The following is a 20,719-nucleotide window of genomic DNA, read 5'->3' on the forward strand; positions in this document are numbered from 1 at the left end:
CCGAGCCTCCGGAGGCCGTACGTTGTTAGCGTTAACATAACGACGGCTCCGCACGGGAGGAAAAACATCGTCCGGGGGGTGGGCCGGTGCGGTTCGCGACGCCGCGGTACCGGTCTCTACGGCTTGACGGCCAGCCCGCCGTACGCCCAGGCGTGGCCGCCTCCGGGAATGGCCTCCCGGTACTCGTCCTCGGCGGGACGCCACTCGACCACCTCGACGAGGCCGGGATCCACCATCGTCCAGTCCCGGAAGAACCCTTCGATCTCCGCGTGAGTGCGCGGGACCATGGGTGCCGTGCCCTTGTCGTAGGGTTTGGTGAATTCGTCGCTGTTCACCTGGGGCGCGAAGTCGAGCGTTATGTGGGAAAGCAGCAGATGGCTTCCGGACGGCACGGCCGCCTTGTATCGCTCGATCATTGCGGCGGGTCCGTCGTCGTCGGTGACGAAGTGCAGGACACCGGCCATGACGAGCGCGACCGGCCGGTCGAAATCGATGACCTCATTGACCTGCGGGTCCGAAAGAATCCGGTCGGGGTCCCGGAGGTCGGCCTCGATCACCGTCGTCATTCCCTCTTCGCTGCTGGTCAGGAGCGCCCGCCCATGGGCCAGGACGATGGGGTCGTTGTCGACATAGGCCACGCGGGACGCGGGATTCACGCCCTGGGCGATCTCGTGGGTGTTTCCCTGGGTGGGGATGCCGGTGCCGATGTCCAGGAACTGCGTGGTCCCGGTCTCCTCGGCGAGATACCGGACGACGCGCCGAAGAAAGGCCCGATGGGCGCGTACGCCCTCACGTGTGCCGGGTGAGACCCTGACGAGCTGTTCCGCCGCCTCGCGGTCGGCGGCGAAATGGTCCTTGCCGCCCAGCAGGTAATCGTAAATGCGTGCCGGGTGGGGAATCGTCGGGTCGATCCGCGCGCTCGGTGGCCGATCGTCGGTCGCCTGCGCACTCAGACCATTCGTGGTATCGGTCATCGGTACTCCAGAGGATGGGCCTCCACCGACACGATCGGCGCTGGAGGCGTAACGTTCGATCACTGTAACCCGTCACTCCATGATTCGTCGCGCAAAGATCATGTTCTGATTCTCCGTCCGGCGCCGGACGGCCGAAGGGCCGTCCGGCGGATGAATGCGGTCCGGCCTGGGAAGATTCCCCCGTGGCGCCGACGGGGAATCCGCTCGGAGGGCATGTTCGCCGACGAGGTCCGTGCCGCCCGCGCTCCCGCCTGGAAACGCGCGATTTTCATGACGCGAGAAAGTGATTCGCTCCTTGACGGGCGAATTCATGGCGTCCGAGGGGCCGTCGACCACCGGTCCCGTCGTTCCGTCCATGGCGGATGCCGCAGCTCGCGAGGCGCTGGCAGGCCGCAGGTGCTCGTTCCCGCGTACCCGCGGGGTGAGCTCCCGGCCGCCGGACGTGCGGTGGCCGAAGGCCCGCTCATCGCTCCCGGCGCGGAGGCCGCGAGCGGAGCGGTGAACCACCCCTGTCCGATGCCGGACAGGGGTGCCGCCGCCACCCGTGAAGGCGGGACCCCGAGGTCGCGGGTCCCGCAGCCGGGCTCACGGGGAGCGCCGAGGGCGGGACGGCCCTGCGGGATCGCTGAAACTTTCATCCCGGCGCATCCTCTGCAATCCCATACTTACCGGCCGTGCGACAGAGGATTGATCGGACACATTTTCCGCTCGTTCTCGCAGGACACACCGGTCAGGCACGGCGACGGACCCGGAAATCCCCGTCCGGCGAGGTGCGCCGGGCCGCCCCGGCGGATGTCCGCCGGAAGCGACGATCGATCCGGCCGGAATTTCATTCAGCTTGACATGGCCTTGGAATGGTTTCCAGACTGTCCCTGGCGGCCGTTCCTCCCGGTCTGGTGGAGTCGGCGAGGAGACGTCGCCTTCGCCGTCGGCGGCGCATTGGTGGGAAGAACCGTCATGCGATGACATTTTTTGTGATCGTACGGCGAAAAAGAAAAATGCGCCGTCGACGGTGAACGAACGCGGTCCCGGTCACTCGACGACGACACGGATCACATGTGCGACGTGACCGTGGGCCGCGTGTGCTCAACAGGGTGGATCACGGTTCCTGCTTCGGCGAGTGCGGCCGCACCCCGCTCGCCGAAGCAGGGACGAGAACGACCACGAGGGTCACTGGACCGGCGAGAAGATGCGCTGCTGGATCTCCTTGCGGTAGTCCTCCAGCGTGTTGTCTATGTGCACCGCCGCCGCCTGGGCCGCGGCCTCCGCGTCACCCATGCGTATCGCCCGGTGGATGGCCTCGTGCTCCTCGACGGCCTTGGCCCCGTGCCCGCCGATGGAACCGCGTAGCCCGATGATGCTGGACTGGGCCTGAAGCCGGCGGGCCTCCCGTACCGCCGCCTGCAGGAACATGTTGTGCGAGGCGACGGCGATCGCGGTGTGGAAGGCGTCGTCGCCTTCGTTGAAAATGTCCTCGCGTCCGATCTCGAACCCGTGGCGGCAGCGCCCGGCGGCCTTTTCTATGTCGCCCAGTTCCGCAGGCGTGGCACGGCGCGCGGCCAGCCGGCTCGTCTCCATCTCCTGGGTACGGCGGAACTCGAAGAGCATGTAGACGTGATCGAGGTCCGTGGGCAGGAAGGAAGAGGCCCAGTGACCGCTTCCGAGCATTCCCTCATCCGCGGCCACATAGAGGCCACGGCCTTTCTGAGCACGTACCCGGCCCAGTGCCGAGAGTATTTTCACCGCCTCGCGCACGACCGTCCGGCTGGTTCCCAGCTGACGGGCGAGCTCATTCTCGGTGGGCATCCGATCACCGGGCTGCAGGCCCATTTGAGTGATCAGCTCCAGCACTCGCTCCGCGGCCACTTCATACCCCGGCCGATAACCCGTTGCGCGCGGAGTTTCACTCGCGCCGTCTGTTTCCTCTGCCACGTGTCCAAGAGTACGACCTGGCGCAGCGCGTAGCGGCGCGCATTCGCTCCGCCGTACCCGTCCGGCCGGGCGGGGCGGCGCGAAAGTGTTCTTCTCCGGTCCGCGGGGACGGGGTGGTCGACGACGGTCCGTCCCCGCCGACGGGGTGATCAACGGCGGTTCGCCCCCGCCGGGAGCGTCGGGGCTCCCGGCGGGGGCGTTCACGGACCTTGGGTGTCAGGCGGTGTCAGGCGGTGTCAGGCGCGGGCCCATTTCTGGTTGGTGCCGCCGTGGCAGGTCCAAATCTGGATCTTGCTGCCGTTGGCGGTGCCGTAGGCGGAGACGTCCAGGCACTTGTTCGAGCCGAGGGCGGTGACGGTGCCGTCGGCGTTGAGGCGCCATTTCTGGTTGTTCTGTCCGTTGCAGTCCCAGATGAGCACCGCGGTGCCGTCGGCGGTGCCCGCGGCGTTGACGTCCAGGCACTTGCCGCCGTAGACGCGCAGCTCACCGGCGGCGGTGGAGGCCCACTGCTGGTTGGACCGGCCGTTGCAGTCCCAGAGCTGCGTGGCGGCGCCGTTGGCCTGGGAGACGTTCGCCACGTCCAGGCAGCGGCCGGAGGCCACGCCGCGGATCGGGCCCGCGGGGGAGGACGGGGTCGGGCTGGGGGTGGCACCGGGCTGGCCGATGCTGCCGGGGACGGCCTGGAGCGCCGCGTACCAGGCGGCGGCCATCTTGTCGTAGCCACCGGCGGTGGGGTGGATGCCGTCGATCAGGTCGGACGTGGTCAGCTTGGAGTGCATGTCGACCAGGTGGACGCGCCTGCCGCTGTTGACCTTGGCCTGCACGATGCCGGGGACGGCCGCGTTGAAGGTACGGGCGGCGGCCGCCTGACCGGCGTTGGACAGCGGGATGATGGTGGCGACGAACACGTCCGCTTCCGGCACGGTCGCCGTGATGCGGTCGATCAGGGTGGACAGCCGCTGGGGCGCACCGGCCACGTTGTAGTTCTGCAGGATGTCGTTGGTGCCGATGTGCAGCAGCACCGTGCGCGGGTTGTGGGTCCGTGCCCAGCCGGTGATGTTCGCGTCGATCTGGTCGATGCGCCAGCCGGGGTGCCCCTGGTGGTCGTGGTCGCCCAGCGAGCCCGGCCCGTTGAACTGCGAACCGACGAAGTCGACGGTGTACCGGCCGGCGGCGAGACGCTGCCACAGGCCGATGCGGTACCCGCCCGGCACCTGGGTGCCCTCGGTGATCGAGTCACCCAGCGGCATGACGCGCACCCCGCCGTTGGACTCGGCGCCGGCGGACGTCGCCGTCACCCCCACCGTCAGGACGAGAATCGTCACGGCTCCCAGCGCCGCGGAGACCAACCGTTTCCAATTAAGCATGCCCAACCTTCTTCGGGAACTGAGAGCAATGGCTTACGACCGGCGCGGTGAGCCAGGAGACGCTGAAAGTCTTTCGTCGTTCCCGGCCGCAGTCGGCGGATCTGCCTGCCGGGAACGCATTCGGCCTTAATTGATGAGACGAGAAGGTGTTAGCGTTAACATCTACGGGATGGTGTCTTCCGGACGAACATCGGCGGATGAGGTGGAGTAAACACCGGGAAGACGGAGGGCGTCAAGAGTGCGAAACATCGTGGAAATCCGATGTGCTGGGTGGTACCCGGAGAGCAGGGGCTTCGAGGGCCGCCCACCTGGCGGGACGTACCGGCGCGATGAAAGTTCCACCCGCCGCCCCCGCCCCGCCGCCGCTGCCTCCGCCGCCGGACGCCCGCGTCCCCGGGGAAGCGGGCGGCCGGCGGCGGACCGGTGCGATCAGCGATACCCGGCGGCGACGACGTCGGCCTGGACGGCGTTCTCCGTGGCGTCGGAGGGGTACCCGGCGACCATGGCCCCCTCGTAGAAGGTGCCCGCGCTGAGGTTGGCGCCGCCGTCGGGCTTGCAGCAGTCGCCGCCACTGCCCAGGATGATGGCCCCCTGCTTCTTCATCGGGCTGTACCCGTTGGGCAGCGAGCCGTCGTACAGGGTGTACAGGCTCCCGGACTGGGCGTTGCTGCCCTTGATGGCGAACCGGGTCGTGCCGTTGTTCTTCAGCGTGGCGGTGACGAACTTGTGGGGGAAGGCCCTCTGGTTGGGGTTCCACGACTGGCTGCCACCGGGGAAGAGACCCCACTCCAGGTCGGCCTGCACCCAGGGACCGCTTCCCTGGCAGCCGCCGAACCAGCACTGGGTGCTGAAGTTGATGGCGTCCATGGCCCCGGCGGCGTCGGCCTTGCGGGTCGTCTCGCTGTTGCCGTAGTCGAAGCAGCAGCCGTTGTTGACGTGGGTGCCGCTGGTGACCATGTACATGCCCTCGGGTGCGCTGCCGGTGGGGACCCCCGTCAGGTGGCCGTCCCGCCAGTAGCTGTTGCCGGGGTTGATGTAGAGGGAGTAGGCCTTGCTCCCGCCGACGGTGAGCGACTCGGTGGTCGCGGTCGCGGGCCTGCTCTGCGGGGAGCCGGGGACCACGCTGGACCCCTGGTACCACAGGTCGTTGCCGCGGCCGGACTGGTCGTACACGACCGTGATGACGCACGCGGTGCCGGCGCAGAAGGAGTCCTGGGCCGCGGCGTTGGCGGTCCCGCCCGCCGCCAGGACGGCGATGTTCCGGGTGGAGCTGTCCGAGGAGCGCCTGACCTGGTAGAGGTTGCCGGCATAGGCGCCGTAGAGCGCCCGGGTCGTGCTGTGCGCGGCCACGCACGGCGTGCCGCCCGAGGCGTAGATGTCGCACGCGCGCGCGCCGGGCGGCGGCGGGGTGGGCGTCGTGGTGGGCGTCGGGCTGGGCTGGGTGCCGGTGGTCCACTTCTGGTTGGTGCCGCCGTGGCAGGTCCAGATGTGAACCTTGGTGCCGTTGGCGGTGCCGTAGCCGGACACGTCCAGGCACTTGTTCGAGCCGAGGGCGGTGATGGTGCCGTCGGCGTTCAGGCGCCACTTCTGGTTGTTCTGTCCGTTGCAGTCCCAGATGAGCACCGCGGTGCCGTCGGCGGTGCCCGCGGCGTTGACGTCCAGGCACTTGCCGCCGTAGACGCGCAGCTCCTGCGCGGTGGTGGAGGTCCACTGCTGGTTGGGCTGGCTGTTGCAGTCCCAGATGTTCACCGTGGCGCCGTTGGCCTGGGAGGCGCCGTTGACGTCCAGGCAGCGGCCCGAGGCCGTGCCGATCAGCGGGGTGGTCGCCGCCGAGGCCGGTGCCGACCAGGTCAGGACGGTCGCCAGCACGGTCGCCAGTGCCGCCACGACGGCCGCGACGGCGGCCGATCGAGAGCTCCGCCTTCGTGCCGGACGATGCGCCGGGTGGTCGGGGAAGGGCTGCATGTCGTACTCCTCGGGGTAGGGCATGACGAAGACGGTCGTGAGCCGGAGGCCGCGGGGCACCGCGCGGGCGCCCGGAGGCGGTACGGGCTCGCGCGGCCGATGGAGGAAGCCCGGAACACCGCTCACCACCTGGTCGAATCGATTCGACGACGGCGACGATCCACCGGGCGGACGAGAGGTCGTGTACGGCGAAGCACATACAGGCGGCGGATCACCTGTCAAGTCACGGCCCTTCCCGCCGGCCCCGGGGACCCCTCCGTACGGTGCCCGGCCAGCGACGCCGCCGATCGAGGCCGATGAAACGTTCACCCGCGGCTCGTTCCCGGCGGCGTCCCACCGTCCGGCCGGGACGGCGGAGCGGTTCCTCACGGCTCCCGCAGGCCGTCGGACCCCCGGCGCCGTCCGCGGCGGCCAGGACCGTCGCACCCGGGCCGGGGATCGTCGGAACCGACGTGACCACCGCACCGGACCGGGTGTCAGGACGCGGCCGTCCCCGGGAATTCGGACCCGGGTCAGTACGACACATGTGAACGGTTCATCCGGACCGGACCGGTCCAACGAAAGGGTTCTTCCATATCGTCGCTGGTGAGCCCGTTATATCGATTCACAGCGCCTCGAACCATCGTGTGCGCGGGACGAAATAAGTGTGCTTAAAGCCTTGACAGGTATCGGCGCGGCGAACGTAATGGGTAACGAGGTCCCGGGAGACGGCGCTCCCGCGAGGACCTCCCGGCCGGATCACAAAGGCGGGGTGCGGAGGCGCATCGGTGACCTCCACACCGTGGTCCACCACACATCCACAGCCTCGTTCGCCACGCGTTCCCGGTGGTGTTCACGGTGAGGCGTGCCGTCTTTTGGAGATGAACGTGACCGACCCGACCCCCCACGCCGACCGGACCGCTCGTGATCCGGTGCGGACGCCCCCGCCGACGCCGTGACGGCACGGCACCGCGGGCCCCTCACCAGGTGATCGCCCACGGTCACCGCGGCCGCCGATCCGCATGATCCCCCGTCCCGGAGCCGCCGTCGCGGCACCGGCCCTCGCCGCGCGCTCCCCGTCCGGTGATCGCCATGCCCAGGGAGGGCCCACCGCCTGACACGTCAGGGGCGGACCCGACAACACCCCCCATAGCCGACAAGGATCCACCGTGCACTTACCCTCGCGCGTCACGGCGCTCAGAACGGCCGTGATCGGTCTCGTCACCGGGGTGCTGGCCGCGGCATTCGCCTTCATCGTCCCGGCGACCTCGGCCCTGGCGGCCGTCACGACCCTGTACGCCGCCCCCTCCGGCACGGGCACCACCTGCACCTCGGCCCAGCCGTGCTCACTGTCCGCGGCCCAGACGGCGGTACGTTCGCTGAACGCGGCCATGTCCGGCGACATCGTCGTCGAGCTGGCCGACGGGGTGTACCGGCCGGCGGCGCCGATGCGGCTGACCGCGGCCGACTCCGGCAACAACGGCCACACCGTCAGGTGGCAGGCCGCCGCGGGCGCCCGTCCCGTCATCAGCGGCGCGAGGGCGGTGACCGGATGGACGCAGGCCGACCCCGCCAGGAACATCTGGCGGGCCAGCGTGGGCACCGGCATCGACACCCGGCAGCTGTACGTCGACGGCGTCGCCGCCACCCGCGCGCGCACCCAGGTGAACCGGGCGGACTTCACCGCGAGCAGCACCGGGATGAGGTTCACCAACGGTGCCCTGAGCTATCTCAACACCCTGGCCGGTCAGAACCGGATCGAGATGGAGAGCGTCGGCTCGTTCACCGACCGGTACTCCCCGGTCCAGAGCATCAGCGGCAACCTGATCACGATGCAGCAGCCCGCCTGGAACAACAACAACTTCGGCTACGACACCTTCACCCAGCCGCACCGCGCGGGCCCGCTCTACCTGACCAACGCCTACGAGTTCCTCGACTCCCCGGGTGAGTGGTACATCAATCCCGCGACCGGCGTCCTGTACTACATCCCGGCCGCGGGCCAGAACATGAGCACCGTCAGCGTCGAGCTGCCGGTGCTGCAGTCACTGCTCGCCGTGGGCGGGACCTACGACGCGCCCGCGCACCACATCGCCCTCAGTGGCATCACGTTCACCGGCACGACCTGGCTGGGCCCCAGCGGCAACCAGGGGTTCGTCGACCAGCAGACCGGCGCCTACATCGCCGGCAACTGGAACTGGCCCGCCTTCTCCTCCTGCCACAACGGCTGCACGCAGTTCGAGGCCGCCCGGCCGAACTGGTTCCAGATGCCGGCCGCGCTCCAGATCTCGGCCGCCAACAACGTCACGGTCAGCGACTCCCGGTTCCTGAACCTGGGCCAGACCGCCGTGGGCATCGGCAACGACGCGAACGCCCACGCCAGCGGTGTGGGTCTCGGCGCCGCCGGCATCACCGTCACCCGCTCCGAGATCGCCCGCAGCTCGGCCGGGGGCATCGTCGTCGGCGGCGTGCGCGCCGACGCCCACCACCCGAGCGACCAGCGTATGGTCAACCGCGACATCACCGTCAGCGACAACCGGATCCACGACCTCGGCCTGGACTACCGCGGCATCGTGTCGGTCCTGACCACGTACGTCACCGGCTCCCTGGTCGCCCACAACGAGGTCTACAACATGCCCTACACCGGCATGTCGATCGGGTACGGCTGGGGCGCCAACGACGCCGGCGGCAACAACAACTACGCCAACCGCGGCCTGTACAACTACCAGCCGCGGTACACCACGCCGACCACCGCCTCCAACAACCGGCTCGTCGGCAACTACGTCCACGACGTCATGCAGCAGATGAACGACGGCGGCTGCATCTACACGCTGTCGTGGAACCCCGGCGCGGTGATCAGCGACAACTACTGCCTGCGGACCAACGGCTACTTCGGGGTCTACTTCGACGAGGGCTCCAAGTACTACACGGTCAGGAACAACGTCTTCTCCGCCATCGGCACCTGGGCCACCGCCAACTACTGGGGCGGCGAGAACATGGGCACCTGGACCGTCGTCAACAACTGGACGAGCAACAGCGCCACGAACGTGACCAACGGCGACCGCGGCAACGTGGTCAGCGGCAACGTCACCGTCACCAACGGCAACTGGCCGTCGGGCGCCCAGGCCGTGATGGCCGCGGCCGGTCCCCGGACCGGCGTGACGCCGACCCCGACGCCGACCCCGACGCCGACCCCGACGCCCGGGAACGCGAGCCCGCTGAAGGGAGTGGGTTCGGGCCGGTGCCTGGACGTCAACGGCGCCTCCCGGACCAACGGCGCGACCGTGCTCATCTGGGACTGCAACGGCCAGGCCAACCAGCAGTGGACCTCCACCGCCGCGGGCGAGCTTCGGGTCTACGGCAACAAGTGCCTGGATGTCAACGCCGCCGGCACCGCCGACGGCACCGCGGTCCTCATCTGGGACTGCAACGGCCAGAACAACCAGAAGTGGCGGTTCAACTCCGACGGCACCGTCACCGCCGTCGGCGCGAACAAGTGCCTGGACGTCTCCGGATCCGGCACCGCCAACGGCACCAAGGTCCAGATCTGGTCCTGCACCGGCGCCAACAACCAGAAGTGGACCCGCGGCTGACATCCGCGGACGGCGGGGGCACCTGCCCCCGCCGTCCATCATGAGAAAGGAGAACAGATGCCCAGACGTCCGTGGCTCACATCACTGATCACGATGGCGTTGATCGTTTCCGGAACCTTCGCGCTCACCGCCACCCCGGCCAACGCGCTCACCATCCCGGCGTCCGACTACCAGCAGGTGCCGCTCGCGTCCGGCGGCGGCGAGCTGGGGGAGGCGATGTCGCTGGCCGTGCTGCCCAGCCGGTCGGTCCTGCACACGTCCCGCGACGGCACACTGCGCGTGACCGACGTCAACGGCAACACGAAGGTGGCCGCCAGGCTCAACGTCTACACCCACGACGAGGAGGGCCTCCAGGGTGTGGCGGTCGATCCGGGCTTCGCCACCAACCGGCACGTCTGGCTGTACTACTCACCCCGGCTGAGCACGCCGACCGGTGACGCCCCGGCCACCGGTACCCAGGCGCAGTTCGACCAGTGGAAGGGCGAGTTCTACCTGTCGCGGTTCACCCTCAAGGCGGACGAGACGCTCGACACGTCCACCGAGAAGGTGGTCCTGCGGGTCGCCAACGACCGCGGGCAGTGCTGTCACGCGGGCGGCGACCTCGACTTCGACGCGCAGGGCAACCTGTACCTGACCACCGGTGACGACACCAACCCCTTCGAGTCGGCCGGCTACTCGCCGATCGACGAGCGGACCAACCGCAACCCGCAGTACGACGCCCAGCGCTCGGCCGGCAACACCAACGACCTGCGCGGCAAGCTCCTGCGGATCAAGCCGCAGGCCGACGGCACCTACACGATCCCCAGCGGCAACCTGTTCGCGCCGGGCACGGCGAGGACGCGGCCGGAGATCTACGCGATGGGCCTGCGCAACCCGTTCCGGATGAGCGTGGACAAGGCGACCGGTGTCGTCTACCTCGGCGACTACGGTCCTGACGCGGGGTCGACCAACTCCGGCCGGGGACCCAGCGGGCAGGTGGAGTTCAACCGCATCACCGCCGCCGGCAACTACGGCTGGCCGTACTGCACGGGCAGCAACACCACCAACGAGACCTACAACGAGTGGAACTTCGCCTCCAACAGCACCGGCGCGAAGTACAACTGCGCGGGAGGCCCGACGAACAACTCCTTCCGCAACACCGGCCTGACCACGCTGCCCGCGGCCAAGCCGGCGTGGATCAAGTACGCCGGTGACTCCGGCTCGCCGCCGGAGTTCGGCAGCGGCTCGGAGTCGCCGATGGGCGGCCCGGTCTACCGCTACGACGCCAACCTGAACTCCTCCGTCAAGTTCCCCCAGGTGCTCGACGGGCGCTTCTTCGCCGGCGAGTACGGTCGCCGCTGGATCAAGGCCATCGAGGTCAGGAGCGACGGCGGCTACGGGGAGATCTCCGCGTTCCCCTGGTCGGGGACGCAGGTGATGGACATGGCCTTCGGCCCCGACGGGGCGCTGTACGTGCTGGACTACGGCACCGGGAGCAACAACCAGGCGCTCTACCGGGTCGAGTACATCGGCAAGGCCAACCGCAACCCGATCGCCAAGGCCGCGGCCGACAAGACCTCCGGGCCGGCCCCGCTGACGGTGAACTTCTCCTCGGCCGGCAGCTCCGACCCCGAGGGCGGCGCGCTGACGTACTCGTGGAACTTCGGCGACGGCACCACCTCCACGGCCGCCAACCCGAGCAAGACCTACACCGCCAACGGCGCGTACACCGCCACGCTCACCGTCCGGGACCCGCAGGGGCTGACCGGGAGCGCGAGCGTGAGCGTGTCCGTCGGCAACACCGCCCCGTCCGTCACGCTCACCACCCCCGGTGACGGCCGGCTGTTCTCCTTCGGCGAGACGGTGCCGTTCCAGGTCAACGTCAGCGACCCGGAGGACGGCACGATCGACTGCTCGAAGGTGACGGTGACCTACTCGCTCGGCCATGACAGCCACGCCCACGAGATCACCTCCAGGACCGGCTGCAGCGGCTCCATCGCGGTACCGGTCGACGGCGAGCACGACGCCGCGGCGAACATCTACGGCGTCTTCGTGGCCTCCTACACCGACGCGGGCGGCCTGACCTCCACCAGTGGCCGCACGCTGCAGCCGCGGCACCGGCAGGGCGAGCACTTCGGCGCCCAGCAGGGTGTGCAGACGGCCGACCACGCCACCGCCGAGGGCGGCAGGACCGTGGGCTTCGTCGACGACGGCGACTGGGTCTCCTTCCAGCCGTACAACCTGAGCAACGCCACGAGCATCACCGCGCGGGTGTCCTCGGCGGGTGCGGGCGGCCGGATCGAGGTCCGGGCGGGCTCGGCCACGGGCACGCTGCTGGGGACGGTCAACGTCACGAGCACCGGTGGCTGGGAGACCTTCGCCGACGTCTCGGCGAACCTCGCCGGCGCGCCGTCCGGCACCACCACGCTGTACCTCGTCTTCCGCGGCGCGACCGGCCAGGGCTACCTGTTCGACCTGGACGCCTTCACCTTCGGCACCGGTACGACGCCGACCCCGACCCCGACGCCGACCCCGACGCCTTCGGGGAACGCGCTGAAGGGTGTGGGTTCGGGCCGGTGCCTGGACGTCTCGGGTGCCTCGACGGCCAACGGTGCGGCGGTGAACATCTGGGACTGCAACGGCCGGACCAACCAGCAGTGGGCCTCGACCGCGGCGCAGGAGCTGCGGGTCTACGGCAACAAGTGCCTGGACGTGACCGGTGCCGGTACCGCCGACGGCACCGCGGTCAACATCTGGGACTGCAACGGACAGAACAACCAGAAGTGGCGCCTGAACGCCGACGGCACCATCACCGCCGTCGGCGCGAACAAGTGCCTGGACGTGTCCGGATTCGGTACGGCCAACGGCACCAAGGTCCACATCTGGACCTGTGCCGGAGGCACCAACCAGAGATGGACCCGCGCCTGAGGCCGTCCGCCCCACCAGGCGGCCTCGGCCGCACGACGAGTACCTAATCGACATGGCGCCCGGTACGGCCCGGCTCATCGCCGCAAGGGCCGCACCGGGCGCCACGATGGAAGGACACCCATGCTTCGACATCTGACCCCCGCGCCGCCCGGGCGCATCGCGGGCGGTGGCAGGAGGACCTCCGTGCTGCGACGCCTGTCGGTGGCCGCGGTGGCGCTCGCCGCCACCGCCGCGACCATGGCCCCCCGCCGTCTCCGCCGAGGCCGCCACGACCGTGATCCCCGCCGTCTCCGCCGAGGCCGCCAGGGCCGCCGCCTTCGAGGTGCTGGTCTTCTCCAAGACGGCCGGGTTCCGGCACGACGCGATCCCCGTCGGGATCCAGACCATCCGCGACCTCGGGGCCGCCAACGACTTCACCGTCACCGCCACCGAGGACGCCGGCGTCTTCACCACCTCCAACCTCGCCCGGTACAAGGCGGTGGTGTTCCTCAACACCACCGGTGACGTGCTGAACGACGGCCAGCAGTCGGCCTTCCAGTCGTACGTGGACGGCGGGGGCGGCTACGTCGGGGTGCACTCGGCCGCCGACACCGAGTACAACTGGCCGTACTACGGGCAGCTGGTGGGCGCCTGGTTCAGCAGCCACCCGGCGATCCAGCAGGCCACGGTGCGCAACGAGGACCGGGCGCACGCCGCGACCGCCCACCTGGGACCGACCTGGACGCGGACCGACGAGTGGTACAGCTTCCGCAGCAACCCCCGCCCGAACGTGCGCGTCCTGCAGAACCTGGACGAGAGCACCTACAGCGGCGGCGGCATGGGCGACCACCCGATCACCTGGTGCCGTACGCAGGCCTCCGGCCGCTCGTTCTACACCGGCCTGGGACACACCCAGGCGTCGTACGCGGACCCGAACTTCCGCACGCTGCTGCTGGGCGGGATCCGGTACGCGGCCAAGGCGACCAACGCCGACTGCCGCCCGGAGACCGGCTACACGCCGTTGTACAACGGGTCGACGACGGGCTGGTCGCAGGCCGGGCCGGGGTCGTTCACGAACAGCTCGGGCACGCTGACCTCGCAGGGCGGCATGGGCATGCTCTGGTACAACGCCAAGCAGTTCGGGTCGTACTCGCTCAAGCTCGACTGGAGACTGAACGGCGACTCCAACTCGGGGGTGGTCGTCGGGTTCCCGGCCACCACCGACCCGAGCACGGCGCTCAACACCGGGCACGAGGTGCAGATCGACGCGACCGACAGCGCGGACAAGACGACGGGCGCGGTCTACGGGTTCAAGGCGGCGGACATCGCCGCACGCGACGCGGCGCTGAACCCGCCGGGGCAGTGGAACACCTACGAGCTGCTGGTGGAGGGTGAGCGGCTGCAGGTGTTCCTGAACGGCGTGAAGATCAACGATTTCACCAACACCGACCCGGTCCGCTCGCTGCAACAGGGCTACATCGGCATCCAGAACCACGGGTCCCCCGACGTGGTGGCGTACCGCAACATCCGCATCAAGGAACTGGGCGGTGTGACCCCGACCCCGACGCCGACGCCGACCCCCACCCCGACGCCCTCCGGGCAGACGAGCGCGCTGCGGGGGGTGGGCTCGAACCGGTGCCTGGACGTCTCCGGCGCCTCGCAGGCCAACGGTGCCGCGGTGAACATCTGGGACTGCAACGGCCAGGCCAACCAGCGCTGGACCTCCACCGCCGCCGGTGAGCTGCGGGTGTACGGCAACAAGTGCCTGGACGTGAGCGGGGCGGGCACCGCCAACGGCACCGCGGTCAACATCTGGGACTGCAACGGCCAGAACAACCAGAAGTGGCGCCTGAACGCCGACGGCACCATCACTGCGATCGCCGCGAACAAGTGCCTGGACGTGTCCGGCTTCGGCACGGCCAACGGCAGCAAGGTGCACATCTGGACCTGCGCCGGCGGCACCAACCAGAGGTGGAACCGCGTCTGAGGTCTCCCGACGACGGTTTCACGCTCACCCGGTGCGCGTGACACGGCGTCCGGCGCGGGCCCATCGCCCGCGCCGGACCCCGGCGCCCTGGACGGTATAAGTTTCATACTCATTATGGCCGTGCGTTACGGCCGTACTGCATCCCACCCGCGTCGACCGGGCCCCTCGGTTTCCTCATGTCTTCGAGCAGCAAGACCTCAGGAACGGCGGATCCCATGGTGCGGTGCCCGGTCTCCACCCTCTCTACCATGTCCTTAAATATCCGAAATAAGGATGCTTGACACTGATAATTAAGTGGGCTTATTTTCCTAACGAACCGGTTTGATGATCGCCGGATGGCCGGTCCCGGTCTCCCTCACGCCACACGCCGTTCACCGGGCGGGCGCACCTTCCGACCTCGCGAGCGGACCTTCCGGACCGGTGGCCCGGGTCGTCCGCCGGCGGCGAACGGCCGGGCGGGCGCCGGGTCCGGCACAACCCCCTCATCGCCACTAGGAGATCCTCGTGCACGACTCCCCTCCCCGAACGGCGCGGAGATCGCCCTCGGACGATCTCACCGGTGCGCCACGGGCCGGCCTGACCGTGCCGTCCGGCGGGCGGGCCACGTGCTGAGGATGACCGGCATCGGCAAGAGCTTCCTGGGCGTCCGCGTCCTCGGCGGCGTCGATCTGGAGGTGTCCGCCGGCGAGGTCCACGCCGTGGTGGGGGAGAACGGCGCGGGCAAGTCGACGCTCATGAAGATCCTCGCCGGCGTGCACGCGCCCGACGAGGGGACCATCGAGATCGACGGCCGGAACGTGGTGTTCGGGCACCCGGTCCAGGCGCAGCGGGCCGGGGTGGCGATCATCTACCAGGAGCTCACCCTGCTGCCGGAACGGACGGTGGCCGAGAACGTCTTCCTCGGACGCGAGCCCGTCCGGCGCGGCATGGTCGACCGGGGTGCGATGGAGTCGGCGACGGCCGAGCTGCTGAACTCGCTGGGCGAGGAGTCGTTCGGGCCGCGCGATCTCGTCCGGCGGCTCTCGGTCGCGCAGCAGCAGGTCGTCGAGATCGTGAAGGCGCTGTCGCTGAACGCCCGGATCGTGGTCATGGACGAGCCCACCGCCGCCCTGGCCGACCACGAGGTGGAACTGCTCTACGCGCTGGTACGGCGCCTGGCCGGGCGCGGCATCGCGGTCCTGTACATCTCCCACCGGCTTCGTGAGATCTTCGAGCTCGCCGGCCGGATCACCGTGCTCAAGGACGGTGCCCGGGTCACCACGGAGCGGGCCTCCGACCTGGACACCGCGACCGTGGTCCGCCTGATGGTCGGCCGGGACCTCGACTCCTACTACCCGCCCCGGGCGGCCGGCCCGCCCGGGCCGGTCGTGCTGAGCGTGCGCGACGGCGCCAACGCCGCCCTGCGCGGCATCGACCTCGACCTGCGGGCGGGGGAGGTCACGGGGGTGGCCGGGCTGCAGGGCTCGGGCCGCAGCGAGCTGGCCAAGGCGCTGTTCGGCGCCGAGCCCTTCACCCGCGGTGAGATGACCCCCTGCCGTCCCCGGTCGGTCCGCGAGGCCATCACCGCGGGGATCGGCCTGGTCACCGAGGACCGCAAGGCCGAAGGGCTGCTGCCACGTCAGCGGGTGCGGGACAACGTCCTGCTCGCCACCCGGGCCGTCCGCGGGCGCCGGCCCGGGATCGAGCCGCTGCTGGAGCGCGTGCGGCTCGACCCCTCGCACCTGGCCCGGGAGGTGAGGCTGCTGTCCGGCGGCAACCAGCAGAAGGTCGTGCTGGCCAGGTGGATGACGGTCGCGCCGCGCGTCCTGCTGCTCGACGAGCCCACCCGCGGCGTCGACGTCGGCGCCAAGGCGGCCATCCACGAGCTGATCCGCGAACTCGCCCGCGACGGCATGGCCATCCTCATGATCTCCTCCGAGCTGCCCGAACTCATCGGCATGAGCGACCGCATCGTGGTGCTGCGGGAGGGCCGCGTCGCCGGGGAACTGCCCGCCGGCTCCACCGAGGAGGCCGTGATGGCCGTGGCGGCCGCGTCATGACCCGGCAGATGGAACTCCGGCGCGTCCCGGCCCCGGGCTCGCTCCTGCGTCGGCTGTCGGCCGACCGTCCCGCGCGCGCCGTCTACGTCGCGCTGGTCCTGCTCGTCGGGCTGGGCTGGCTGCTGTTCGCCCTGGACGGCGGGCGGTTCCTGGGCCTGGAGAACATCGTCGGCATCCAGCAGCGCTCGGCCGCGCTCGGCATCGTCGCGGTCGGGCAGACCCTGGTGATCCTGGCCGGGAGCCTGGACCTGTCGGTGGCGTTCCTGATCAGCCTGACCTCGCTGGTCGCGGCCGAGATCATGGCGGGTGCCGGTGCGAACGTGCCGGCCGCGATCGCCGCGGTGCTGGCGGTCAGCGCGCTGACCGGGCTGGCGAACGGCCTGATCGTGACCAGGCTCCGGGTGCACGCCTTCATCGCCACGCTCGGGGTCGCGCTGATCATCAAGGGCGTGCTGGACCACCGCTACGACGGACCGGCGGGCAGCGTGCCGGAGTCCTTCCGGCATCTCGGCTACGACCGCATCGGACCGCTGCCGGTGTCGGCGCTGCTGTGGGCCGCGGTGGCGGTCTGCGCGTGGCTGCTGCTCAGCCGGACCCGGCTGGGATACCGGATCTACGCGGTCGGCGGGGACGCCGAGGTCGCGCGGTTGTCGGGGATCCGCACCGAGCGGGTGGTCGTCGCCGCCCACGTGCTCTGCTCGGTCTGCGCCGGGATCGCCGGGCTGCTGCTGGCCTCCCGGCTCGGGGCCGGCGCACCGACGGTCGGGACCGACGGCGGCTACGACCTGGAGTCGATCGCCGCGGTGGTCCTCGGCGGGACCGCCCTCGCCGGTGGCCGCGGCGGGGTCGCCGGGACCGTGGGCGGCGTCCTGCTGCTGGCCGTCCTCGACAGCATCTTCAACCAGCTGGAGATCGACTCCTTCGCCAAGGACGTCGTGCGGGGCGTGGTCCTGATCGCCGCCCTGGCGGTCTACGCCCGCAGGAGGCGGACCGCATGAGACGCGCACTGCCCATCCTCGTGGTGCTGGCCGGACTGCTCGTGGCGATCGCGGCCGTCAACCCCCTCTTCCTGGAACCGCCCACCTTCCTGGCCTTCGTCAAACGGGCGGCGCCGCTGGTGATCCTCGCCGCCGGCCAGTACTTCGTCATCGTGTCCGGCGAGTTCGACCTGTCGGTCGGCTCCATCGTCACCGCCGAGGTGGTGATCGCCGCCCGGCTCATCGACGGCTCGGCGGAGGCCACCTGGCCCGTGCTGGCCCTGCTGATCGTCATCGGGCCGCTCATCGGGCTGGTCAACGGGCTCGTCACCACCCTGCTGCGCGTCCCGTCCTTCATCACCACGCTCGGCATGCTGCTGATCCTGTCGGGCGCGGTCTTCCTGTGGACCGGCGGCGCGCCCCGGGGAGCCCTGTCCGAGCAGTTCCGCGAGCTGGGACGGGGAAGCGCGGGGCCGGTGCCCTGGTCGGTCCTGATCCTCGTCGCGCTCGCGGGCCTCGCCGTCGCCGTCATGCGCGCCGGTTTCGGCCACACGCTCGTCGCGACCGGCGACAACGACAGGGCCGCGGCCCTGTCCGGTGTCCGCGTCGCCCGGGTGCGCACCGTGGCGTTCATGATCTCCGGGCTGTCGGCGGCGGTCGCCGCCGTCCTGCTCGGCGGCTTCGCCGGCGTCTCCGCGCAGGTCGGCCAGGGCCTGGAGTTCCAGGCCATCACGGCCGTCGTGCTCGGCGGCGTGGCCCTCGGGGGTGGCCGCGGTTCCGTGGTCGCCGCGATGGCCGGGGCCTTCACCCTGGAGGCACTGTTCACCCTTCTCAACCTGCACGGCGTCTCGGGGGCCCTGGAGCCCGCCGTACAGGGAGTGATCATCATAGCCGCGGTGGCGCTCGGAGCCGTGAGGCTCCCGCGCAGGACGACCGCGGCCGCCACCTGAAAGGACCATAATGCGCACACCCTCGCGGCGGTTTCTCACCGTCGCCGCGCTCATCGCACTGACGCTGCCGGCGGCCGCGTGCACCAGCGACACCCCGGTGCCCGCCGTCACCACCGCCACGTCCTCCTCCGCCGCCGCGGCGCCGGACAAGGGCACCGGGGCGCAGTCGAAGTTCTTCGTCCAGGCGGACCACGACGCCCAGATGGCGATGCGCAAGGCAGAGCCGACCGGCCCGGCGGACAAGCCGTGGGAGCAGAGCATCGATCCCGAGCCCGTCGACACCGCCGCGTACAAGAAGGCGGGCCCGTACCACCTGTGCTTCTCCAACGCCGCGGTCAACAACCCCTGGCGGCAGGTCGGCTGGAAGACCATGCAGGCCGAGGTCGCGCTGCACAAGGAGATCGCGCGCTTCACCGCCCTGGACGCCGAGGGCAAGGACGACAAGCAGATCTCCGACATCGCCGAGCTGCAGGACAAGGGGTGTGACGCGCTGATCGTCTCGCCCAACACCACGGCCACGCTGACCCCCGCGGTGTCCGGGGCCTGCCCCAAGGTGCCGGTCATCGTGTTCGACCGCGGGGTCCAGACCGACTGCCCGGTCACCTTCATCAAGCCGATCGGAGGGTACGCCTTCGGCGCCGAGGCGGCCGAGTTCCTCGTCGGCAAGGTGCCCGCCGGCGGGAAGATCCTCGCGCTGCGCATCCTGCCCGGGGTGGACGTGCTGGAGACCCGGTGGTCGGCCGCGAAGGTCGCCTTCGACAAGAGCGACCTCCAGGTGGTCGGCGTCGAGTTCACCGACGGCGACGCCGCCAAGACCAAGAGCATCGTCAGCGACTACATCCAGCGCCACGGCAAGATCGACGGCGTCTGGATGGACGCGGGCGCCACCGCCGTCGCGGCCGTCGAGGCCTTCGAGGACGCCGGTCAGCCCGTACCGCCGATCAACGGCGAGGACCAGCAGGACTTCCTGAAGAAGTGGAGCGACGCCAAGCTCACCGCGATCGCCCCGACCTACCCGACCTACCAGTGGCGCACCCCCGTGATCGCGGCCCTGAAGATCCTCAAGGGTGAGCAGGTGCCGAAGGTGTGGAACCTGCCCCAGCCGACGATCACCCAGGAGACCCTCGCCTCCCGTCTCACCCCCGGCATGCCGCCGCTGCACTACGCCCTGTGCGGGTGCGAGGACCTGCCCGGCTACCCCGCCAAGTGGGGCGGCACGTCGTGATCGGCGTCAACACCTGGGTCTGGGTGTCCCCGCTCACCGACGAGACGCTGGCCGATCTCTCGCCGCGGATCGCGCGATGGGGGTTCGACGTGATCGAACTGCCGGTCGAGCACCCGGGCGGCTGGGATCCTGGCAAGGCCGCGGCCCTGCTGGACGAGCTGGGACTGCGGACGTCGGTCGTGCTCGCCATGCCGCCGGGACGCGAGCTCGTCGCCGCCTCGCCGGAGACGATCCGCGGCACCCAGGACTACCTGCGGCACTGCGTGGACGTCGCGGTGACCGTCGGCGCGCCCGCGGTCAGCGGGCCCGCCTACGCCTCCGTCGGCAGGACCTGGCCGATGAGCCCGCAGGAGCGGCGCGCGCTCTACGCCGAGCTGGGGGAGAACCTCAAACCGGTCCTCGACCACGCGGCCGGACGCGGGATCCGGATCGGCGTCGAACCGCTCAACAGGTACGAGACCAGCCTCGTCAACACCGTCGAGCAGGCGCTCGAAGCCCTCCCCGAGGACTGCGGGATCGCCCTGGACACCTACCACCTGAACATCGAGGAGAAGGATCCCGTGCGGGCCGTCCGGCTCGCGGGCGACAGGATCGCGCACGTGCAGGCGTGCGGGACCGACCGCGGCGCCCCCGGCGGCGACCGCTTCGACTGGCCGGGCTTCGTCACCGCCCTCCACGACGTGGGCTACGGCGGCCCGCTGGTGATCGAGTCCTTCACCTCCGACAACGCCGTCATCGCCACCGCCGCGTCCGTCTGGCGTCCCCTCGCCCCGACCCAGGACGCCCTTGCCACCGAAGGACTGGCCTTTCTGCGCACCCTCACCACCTGACCCCCTCCCAGGAGACCC

Annotated in this window: 12 protein-coding genes; 8 read left to right on the forward strand and 4 right to left on the reverse strand. The window is 70.1% G+C overall.

Features of this window, described 5'->3' with window-relative positions:
• Positions 1 to 116: 116 nt before the first annotated feature.
• The 4 genes from ABD832_RS16965 to ABD832_RS16980 all read right to left on the reverse strand — a co-directional run bounded on the left by ABD832_RS16965 (position 117) and on the right by ABD832_RS16980 (position 6,262).
• The gene (locus tag ABD832_RS16965) at positions 117 to 974 is read right to left on the reverse strand and encodes an SAM-dependent methyltransferase (protein WP_344895675.1); all 858 of its coding nucleotides are present in this window, start codon (positions 972 to 974) and stop codon (positions 117 to 119) included.
• A gap of 1,170 nt (positions 975 to 2,144) precedes the next feature.
• Positions 2,145 to 3,110 carry a FadR/GntR family transcriptional regulator gene (locus tag ABD832_RS16970; RefSeq protein WP_344895678.1) on the reverse strand — a complete coding sequence of 322 codons (966 nt, stop codon included), beginning with the start codon at positions 3,108 to 3,110 and terminating at the stop codon, positions 2,145 to 2,147.
• A 32-nt stretch (positions 3,111 to 3,142) separates the two neighbouring features.
• Positions 3,143 to 4,273, reverse strand: coding sequence for an RICIN domain-containing protein (locus ABD832_RS16975; protein ID WP_344895680.1), 1,131 nt, complete (start codon positions 4,271 to 4,273; stop codon positions 3,143 to 3,145).
• A gap of 429 nt (positions 4,274 to 4,702) precedes the next feature.
• Positions 4,703 to 6,262 (reverse strand): arabinofuranosidase catalytic domain-containing protein, encoded by a 1,560-nt coding sequence (locus tag ABD832_RS16980; RefSeq protein ID WP_344895682.1) that lies wholly within the window; start codon positions 6,260 to 6,262, stop codon positions 4,703 to 4,705.
• 1,124 nt (positions 6,263 to 7,386) lie between these two features.
• On the opposite strand from ABD832_RS16980, the gene ABD832_RS16985 reads away from it, so the two are divergent.
• The 8 genes from ABD832_RS16985 (at position 7,387) to ABD832_RS17020 (ending at position 20,701) form a co-directional block, all read left to right on the forward strand.
• Positions 7,387 to 9,807 carry a ricin-type beta-trefoil lectin domain protein gene (locus ABD832_RS16985; RefSeq protein ID WP_344895684.1) on the forward strand — a complete coding sequence of 807 codons (2,421 nt, stop codon included), beginning with the start codon at positions 7,387 to 7,389 and terminating at the stop codon, positions 9,805 to 9,807.
• Positions 9,808 to 9,864: 57 nt separating this feature from the next.
• A complete protein-coding gene (locus ABD832_RS16990) occupies positions 9,865 to 12,714 on the forward strand; it encodes a PQQ-dependent sugar dehydrogenase (RefSeq protein ID WP_344895687.1) in 2,850 nt (949 codons plus the stop codon).
• A gap of 274 nt (positions 12,715 to 12,988) precedes the next feature.
• The gene (locus ABD832_RS16995; protein ID WP_344895690.1) at positions 12,989 to 14,680 is read left to right on the forward strand and encodes a lectin; all 1,692 of its coding nucleotides are present in this window, start codon (positions 12,989 to 12,991) and stop codon (positions 14,678 to 14,680) included.
• A 614-nt stretch (positions 14,681 to 15,294) separates the two neighbouring features.
• Positions 15,295 to 16,719 (forward strand): sugar ABC transporter ATP-binding protein, encoded by a 1,425-nt coding sequence (locus ABD832_RS17000; protein WP_344896000.1) that lies wholly within the window; start codon positions 15,295 to 15,297, stop codon positions 16,717 to 16,719.
• Positions 16,716 to 17,717, forward strand: a complete 1,002-nt coding sequence (locus tag ABD832_RS17005; protein ID WP_344895693.1) for an ABC transporter permease — start codon at positions 16,716 to 16,718, stop codon at positions 17,715 to 17,717. The genes ABD832_RS17000 and ABD832_RS17005 overlap by 4 nt, the downstream gene beginning before the upstream one ends.
• Positions 17,714 to 18,646, forward strand: coding sequence for an ABC transporter permease (locus tag ABD832_RS17010; protein ID WP_344895696.1), 933 nt, complete (start codon positions 17,714 to 17,716; stop codon positions 18,644 to 18,646). The genes ABD832_RS17005 and ABD832_RS17010 overlap by 4 nt, the downstream gene beginning before the upstream one ends.
• Positions 18,647 to 18,656: 10 nt before the next feature.
• Complete coding sequence (locus ABD832_RS17015; RefSeq protein WP_344895699.1) at positions 18,657 to 19,871, forward strand: substrate-binding domain-containing protein; 1,215 nt, start codon at positions 18,657 to 18,659, stop codon at positions 19,869 to 19,871.
• Positions 19,868 to 20,701, forward strand: a complete 834-nt coding sequence (locus tag ABD832_RS17020; RefSeq protein ID WP_344895702.1) for a sugar phosphate isomerase/epimerase family protein — start codon at positions 19,868 to 19,870, stop codon at positions 20,699 to 20,701. The genes ABD832_RS17015 and ABD832_RS17020 overlap by 4 nt, the downstream gene beginning before the upstream one ends.
• Positions 20,702 to 20,719 lie beyond the last annotated feature (18 nt).

Source organism: Streptosporangium longisporum, assembly GCF_039534895.1.
In the GTDB taxonomy this organism is placed as follows: domain Bacteria; phylum Actinomycetota; class Actinomycetes; order Streptosporangiales; family Streptosporangiaceae; genus Streptosporangium; species Streptosporangium longisporum.

Bases quoted from the DNA above. Each gene is read 5' to 3' on its own strand.
- ABD832_RS16965 (WP_344895675.1), bottom strand. From the start codon at position 974: ATGACCGATACCACGAATGGTCTGAGTGCGCAGGCGACCGACGATCGG.
- ABD832_RS16975 (WP_344895680.1), bottom strand. From the start codon at position 4,273: ATGCTTAATTGGAAACGGTTGGTCTCCGCGGCGCTGGGAGCCGTGACG.
- ABD832_RS16980 (WP_344895682.1), bottom strand. From the start codon at position 6,262: ATGCCCTACCCCGAGGAGTACGACATGCAGCCCTTCCCCGACCACCCG.
- ABD832_RS16990 (WP_344895687.1), top strand. From the start codon at position 9,865: ATGCCCAGACGTCCGTGGCTCACATCACTGATCACGATGGCGTTGATC.
- ABD832_RS17000 (WP_344896000.1), top strand. From the start codon at position 15,295: ATGACCGGCATCGGCAAGAGCTTCCTGGGCGTCCGCGTCCTCGGCGGC.
- ABD832_RS17005 (WP_344895693.1), top strand. From the start codon at position 16,716: ATGACCCGGCAGATGGAACTCCGGCGCGTCCCGGCCCCGGGCTCGCTC.
- ABD832_RS17010 (WP_344895696.1), top strand. From the start codon at position 17,714: ATGAGACGCGCACTGCCCATCCTCGTGGTGCTGGCCGGACTGCTCGTG.
- ABD832_RS17015 (WP_344895699.1), top strand. From the start codon at position 18,657: ATGCGCACACCCTCGCGGCGGTTTCTCACCGTCGCCGCGCTCATCGCA.